This is a genomic window from Cellvibrio fontiphilus (genome assembly GCF_042646205.1).
Taxonomy (GTDB): domain Bacteria; phylum Pseudomonadota; class Gammaproteobacteria; order Pseudomonadales; family Cellvibrionaceae; genus Cellvibrio; species Cellvibrio fontiphilus_A.
In genome coordinates, this window is the sequence record NZ_JBHRTF010000005.1 from 1 (window position 1) to 6,629 (window position 6,629).

The 6,629-nt window shown below is 44.7% G+C and carries 5 protein-coding genes; 1 reads left to right on the forward strand and 4 read right to left on the reverse strand.

What is annotated here, in order from left to right; genetic code table 11:
* Positions 1–108: 108 nt before the first annotated feature.
* Both ACFODX_RS13760 and ACFODX_RS13765 read right to left on the reverse strand, forming a co-directional pair.
* The gene (locus ACFODX_RS13760; protein ID WP_378120129.1) at positions 109–495 is read right to left on the reverse strand and encodes a hypothetical protein; all 387 of its coding nucleotides are present in this window, start codon (positions 493–495) and stop codon (positions 109–111) included.
* A 135-nt stretch (positions 496–630) separates the two neighbouring features.
* Positions 631–1,011: a cell wall assembly protein gene (locus ACFODX_RS13765; protein WP_378120131.1), complete on the reverse strand. Its 381-nt coding sequence runs from the start codon at positions 1,009–1,011 to the stop codon at positions 631–633.
* 110 nt (positions 1,012–1,121) lie between these two features.
* Between ACFODX_RS13765 and ACFODX_RS13770 the strand changes: the two genes are divergently transcribed.
* The gene (locus ACFODX_RS13770) at positions 1,122–2,144 is read left to right on the forward strand and encodes an IS110 family transposase (RefSeq protein ID WP_378120133.1); all 1,023 of its coding nucleotides are present in this window, start codon (positions 1,122–1,124) and stop codon (positions 2,142–2,144) included.
* A 1,054-nt stretch (positions 2,145–3,198) separates the two neighbouring features.
* Here ACFODX_RS13770 and ACFODX_RS13775 read toward each other — a convergent pair.
* Positions 3,199–3,876, reverse strand: coding sequence for a hypothetical protein (locus ACFODX_RS13775; RefSeq protein ID WP_378120135.1), 678 nt, complete (start codon positions 3,874–3,876; stop codon positions 3,199–3,201).
* A 2,523-nt stretch (positions 3,877–6,399) separates the two neighbouring features.
* Positions 6,400–6,629 (reverse strand): hypothetical protein (locus tag ACFODX_RS13780; protein WP_378120137.1); only part of this gene is annotated, 230 nt, incomplete at its 5' end.

Below are 6,629 nucleotides of genomic sequence, written 5' to 3' on the forward strand. Positions count from 1 at the left end.
AAATGATGACGATTTTAAACGCTATGGTGCGGGATAACTGCGAGTGGCAGGCTAACTAAATTTGCGTTTCAGGTATTGATTTTCTACCACAGTCGCTTGTTAGGCTTTTTAAACCCAAACAGCGAGCACCTGAACTAAGGTGCCTACTATTATTAGCCAAAAACCAGTTTTTAAATTGAAAAAAGATACATTTCTAACCCATGTCCGAAATGGTCTATCAGGATTGTCAATTATTTCTCTCGTAACATGCGATGATGGGCCGAAAGGATATTGTTCGTCGTTTCCGTAGTGCTGTGTGAGCCTTTCAAAAAGACCGCCTATTTCTAACTGAATTACGCCAGTAATAGTTGATAATAGACCGCTCGTAGCTAGCCATTTTGAAGCGGCAGGTTTTCCAAGTATTAAAAGCGTTATTCCTATTGCCGCCGCAATAAAAGTTAACGTAATAAAAATTGCAAAAGCTTTCCGCTCAATTTTTTTAAAGTGGTTTGGCACATTGTCTCCTTGAGCCAGCCTAACGCCGCGATAAACGGTGGTTTTTAAGTTGCACTTTTGCCATAAAGTGGGGCGAAGCGGAATGGCAAAAGAGCAACTTAAAAACCATCCGTTTGATTGATTTGTTAGGCATTTTTATTCTTTTGTAACCTTTGCAAAAAGCTCTGGCGATAACCACGCGCTGATAGGTTCAATATTTGATTCAAATGCAACTTCAACACTCGACAAGCAGTTTATAAAATTTTCGGTATTATTCCAGCTATAAATTATTTCCCGCTCGTCATTTATATAAATTACTGCACCAGATTTAGAGTCAAGACAAAATAGGCTATGCCAATTTCCATAAAATGGGATGAAATTCTCTAAAACATCCCATTCTTCACGAAGAGCTAAGCCACTTTCAATTTCGGTAAATGACCAGAATGGTAAATTTATGCTTTCCATTTTTCCGTCAATTTCAATAGAGCAAAAATCATAATTGAAAGACTCTACCTGCTTTAAAAATTCTTGATTCAAAATTCACCCTTCTTTTGCCTAACGAATGATATGGACTCCCCCTCTTAACACGCAGCGCCGAGCCAGCGTAAATTATCGGTGATGTCACAACCACCAGAGGAGCGATTTCCATGAATCTTACAACACTCGGTATTGATTTAGCGAAAACTTCTTTTAGCCTCGTCGGCATGGATCAACACGGCAAGGTCGTCCTACGCAAAACGCTCAAGCGTGCACAGCTGCTGCCCTTTATTGCACAGTGCCCGTCTTGCTTGATTGGCATGGAAGCCTGTAGCGGTACTCACTACTGGGGGCGCGAATTTACCAAGCTGGGCCACAAGGTCGGCATCATCGCCAGCAAGTTTATCGCCCCCTTTCGCAAAGGCGGCAAGAATGACAACAACGACGCTGAAGCAATTTGTGAAGCGGTTGGTCGATCAACCATTTGGTTTGTACCGATCAAAACCGCTGAGCAACAAGCGCAACTCTGCGTACATCGCGTGCGTCAGGGATTAGTCTGCGAACGCACCGCATTGATTAATCAATTGCGCGGATTGTTGAGCGAGTTCGGTATCGTCATGCCCAAAGGCCGCTACCCCGCGCAACGTGAAATTCCGCTAATTCTTGAAGATGCCAATAACGGCCTGCCTATGCTTGCGCGACAGATGATTAGCAATCTTTGGGATCGAATCAAAATTGCCAATGAACAAATTCTGTTTTACGACCGCGAACTGTTTCGGCAAGCACATCATCACGCAGTAGCAAAACGCCTGCTCACGATTCCTGGTGTTGGCGAACAAGTCGCATCGAGTGTCGTTGCAAGCGTACCCGATCCAATGCTCTTTAAAAATTCCCGGCAGTTTGCCGCATGGCTCGGCTTAGTTCCCCGGCAATACACCACGGGTGGAAATGTACGGTTAGGTAGAATTACCAAACAAGGCGACAACTACCTGCGAATGTGTTTAGTACACGGCGCACGCTCAGTGCTCGCCAATCTAAAAGATAAACAAGACAAAATCAGCTGCTGGGCGCGTGAACTAATTGCACGACGAGGCTACTTGCGTGCAGTAGTTGCAATGGCGGCACGCAATGCACGACTTATCTGGACGCTCATGGTGAAACAGGAAGATTACAAAGTCCTGGCGACTAGCTAGAACAACAATCATGAAAACCAAAAACCTACGAGTGATTAGAAATGAAAAAACGAAAGCAAAAGCGGTAATCAGTAAACGTTAAAACGAGTTCCATGCTATTCATCAACAACGATTGAATAGCCACCCACCGAGTCCTGCGACGACAGCAGATGACAATCAGGTCAGACCGGGGGAGCCAAAGCCTGTTTAGCTCGGTGATCGATTAAGATCGTCTAACGAATGAGGCCGCTCCCAGCGAATACTCATCTTGGTTCAGGCAATTATTATTGCCATCAGTAAACCGAATGTAGAGATGCAGTCTATTCCTGAACGTCAAAAGCGGTCTTAGCTTGACACTTGGGGGAGTCCATGTAGCCGAGCTAAGCGGCAGTTTTTAAGTTGCGGTTTTGTGGAATACTTTTGCGCAGCAAAACCACAAAACTGCGACTTAAAAGCTGTCCAGCGCACAAAGTGCGCGATGCTTGAGCGACTTGTTAAATTACAAGCCTAATAGCGACAATTTTTCTTATTGATGCTCTTTTTGATTTTTTGTTTGAGCGTCACCGCACGCTACGCTTCCACCATCAGAGCTACTCAGACAAGAAGTAGACATTCCACCGCAGGCTACACTCTTACCATCAGGGCTACTCAGGCATGAGTTAGACATTCCACCACAGGCTACGCTTTTACCATCAGGGCTACTCAGGCAAGAGTTAGACATTCCACCACAGGCTACGCTTTTACCATCAGGGCTACTCAGGCAAGAGTTAGACATTCCGCCACAGGCTACACTTTTACCATCAGGGCTACTCAGACAAGATGTCGACATACCACCACATGAAACATTCTTTCCGTTCGGACTACTTAGACAAGATGTTGAACCTGTCTGAGCATTTGCTATTGAGGAAATTAGACATAAAGCAAAGATGTAAAGTTTATATTTTTTCATAGATTCATTCCGATTGAATTTAACGCCGTTATAAGCGGTGGTTTTTAAGTAGCAGTTTTGCCGTAAAATGAAGCGAAGCGAAATGGCAAAACTGCTACTTAAAATACCATCCGTTTGATAACTTTGTTAGCCACTTGTATTTAGTGCACTCAAGACAAATTCTTCGGGTAAAGTTAAAGGGCAGCTCCTTGCGCCTTCTGCTGATCCCCACCCGAGAAGAACTTGATTTTTTCTACTCATTTTTCCTAAAAGTAATTGATAACTACTTTGCATGGCAATAACTTCACCACTGTTATAGTTTTCAATAGAGAATATGAATTTTCTTACATCATATTCATTTCTCTCGCCATAGCGATATCTGACTACATAGTCTGAAACCATCTTTTTACTTTGGCGAACCCAATAATGTTGTTTACCATTCACCATGCCACACAAACCAAGATTAATATCTTCTTCTTTACGCGCCACTATCATGAATTCACCTTCGCAATAGTAGTCGAGTTTAGCTCTTGTTGGGCTCAGGTCGCCACTACTGTACAAAAGTTGCACTTCTTCAAACCGCTTAGATTTAAGAAGCTTTTTGGCCAACCCGGTAGGATAGTAGTTTTCTTCGATCACACCAGAAACTGGATAATATTCAAGTGCAAGGCTAGTTGAAAACTCTTGAGAGAATATCTCCTCTTTGGCATTTAGGCATTCCTTATTGAAGTAGGAAATTTTCTGTTCATCGGTAAAGCGATCAGATCGACAATACGCTAGAACTGCAACTGAAATTAAGATGATATATAAAATCACGAAGCGCATTTTCTCTATTTCCTTATTATGGCTAACGCTTAGTTAATGGGCAGTTTGTAAGTTGCGCTGCGATAAAATTCCCGCAACGACACACCAACTGCGCGACTTACGAACTGTCCCAGCGCACGCAGTGCGCGAATTCAACGCCTTGTTGTAAGCTGGACGTTAGTTGTTGCTACAAAGTGCAAGCTCTTACGAAAACCACACCGAGCTATTTTTTTCAACGCGCGGACATGATGGAGCTGTAGCCGAGCGCGATTCACTTTAATTCAATTTCACCTTTCACTAACACTGCGGCGAATTTGGCACGACAGTGAAACCTACGTGAACTTTCAGCACTCGACCACAGGTTAGACCGGACGGCAGATGATGTAATAGAAACTACAAGCGCTTTTATTCACAACGCCAACCAAGTGCGATTACAAAACTAAAATATTACCTTACAACGCTTAGTTAATGGGCAGTTTGTAAGTTGCGCTAGCAATAAACTTTCCGTAACCACAAACAAAACGCGCAACTTACAAATTGTCCCAGCGCACGCAGTGCGCGTATTAAACGACTGGTTGTAAGCAGAACGTTAGTTGTTGCTACAGCGCGAGCACTCTTACGAAAACCGCACCGACCTTAAATTTCAGCGCGCGGACTTGATGGAGCTGTAGCCGAGCGCGATTCACTGTAATTCCATTTCAACTTCGGTTAACACTGCGGCGAATTTAGCACGACAGTGAAACCTACGTGAACTTTCAGCACTCGACCACAGGTTAGACCGGACGGCAGGTGATGTAATAGAAACTGCAAACGCTTTTCTTCACAACACTAACCAAGTGCGATTACAAAACTAAAATATTACCTTACAACGCAAAGTTTAGGGGCAGCTTTGGAGTAGGGCGGTTTGCGCGAACAATTGGCGAAGCCAATGCGCAAAACGGCCGACGGAAAAGCTGTCCAGCACGCGAAGCGTGCGGCCTAGAACGACTGGTTAGTGTGTTTCCGAAGCCGTTTACAACTGCCACAACTGCGTTGATAAAAACCACAGCAAACGACCAAGCTGCTAAACCTGCGATGCCCAACGTTACGGCCACAGAACCGTTACCCGGATACCGCGAGCTTCCGACAACTACCAACCGCCAAGTGCGAGTTGAACGCACAATTAAAACAAAACTACGTTGCTACCAAAACCAACCAAGCGCGGTAAAACACCGAAGCCTGAAAGTAGCACGCACAAAAATGTTGGAACAGAAAACAAAACTTTCCAATGGCACCTAGGCACAAACTTTCTGAAGCGGGATTACAGCAAACACGACCACTAACGCTTAGTTAATGGGCAGTTTGTAAGTTGCGCCTGCGATAAACTTTCCGCAACGATTCACCAAATGCGCGACTTACGAACTGTCCCAGCGCACGAAGTGCGCGTATTGAACGACTGGTTGTAAGCAGAACGTTAGTTGTTGCTACAGCGCGGGCACTCTTACGAAAACCGCACCGACCTTAAATTTCAGCGCGCGGACTTGATTGAGCTGTAGCCGAGCGCGATTCACTGTAATTCCATTTCAACTTCGGTTAACACTGCGGCGAATTTAGCACGACAATGAAACCTACGTGAACTCTCAGCACTCGACCAGAGGTTAGACCGGACGGCAGGTGATGTATTAGAAACTGCAACCGCATTTCTTCATGACACCAACCAAGTGCGATGACAAACTAAAATATTACCTTACAACGTTGTATTAAACGGCAGAATTTAAGGCGCGCTTTTGTGGAAACCTTTTGCGAAGCAAAACCACAAAAGAGCGACTTAAATTCTGTCCGGTGGAGCGTAGCGGAACGAATTTGAATACTTTGTTATAACACTACGCACATTCGGTAAAACTTAGCACGGGCTAAAATATTTCAGGCCGCACCTACATTACTGTTCAATTTTCAGAACCATGCGGAACTGAACTTTAGAACACCCGCCGCCAAGTGCAGAAGATGCCAATTCGAACTATTCCAGAGATTCTAACGAAACTGCGTTACTACCAAAACTCGCTTAGCAATTTAGAACACAAAACCAGCCGCACGCACAAACTAAAATATTGCTACAGCGGACTTACTTTCCAAAACCACCAACCAAAAAAGGCCGCGCTTTATAACGCTTAGTTAATGGGCAGTTTGTAAGTTGCGCTTGCGATAAACTTTCCGCAACGACAAACCAAATGCGCGACTTACAAACTGTCCCAGCGCACGCAGTGCGCGTATTAAACGACTGGTTGTAAGCAGGAGGTTAGTTGTTGCTACAAGGTGCAGACTCTTACGAAAACCGCACCGACCTTAAATTTCAGCGCGCGGACGTGATGGAGCTGTAGCCGAGCGCGATTCACTGTAATTCCATTTCAACGTCAGCTAACACTGCGGCGAATTTAGCACGACAGTGAAACCTACGTGAACTTTCAGCACTCGACCAGAGGTTAGACCGGACGGCAGGTGGTGTAATAGAAACTGCAAACGCTTTTCTTCACAACACCAACCGAGTGCGATGACAAAACTAAAATATTACCTTACAACGTTAAGCTCAGCCGCAGGTTGTAAGTTGGTTTTTTTTGTGGAAACCTTTTGCGCAGCAAAACCACAAAAAAGCGACTTACAACCTGTCGAGCGCACGAAGTGCGCGGTGCTGGAGCGCCTTGTATGATTGATTTCACCAGTTTTCTTATCATTCTTAACGCGATAAGGTGGAGCCCATACCTGCAGCAACAGGTATTCAGCAAGGTAGCCCGGTGCAG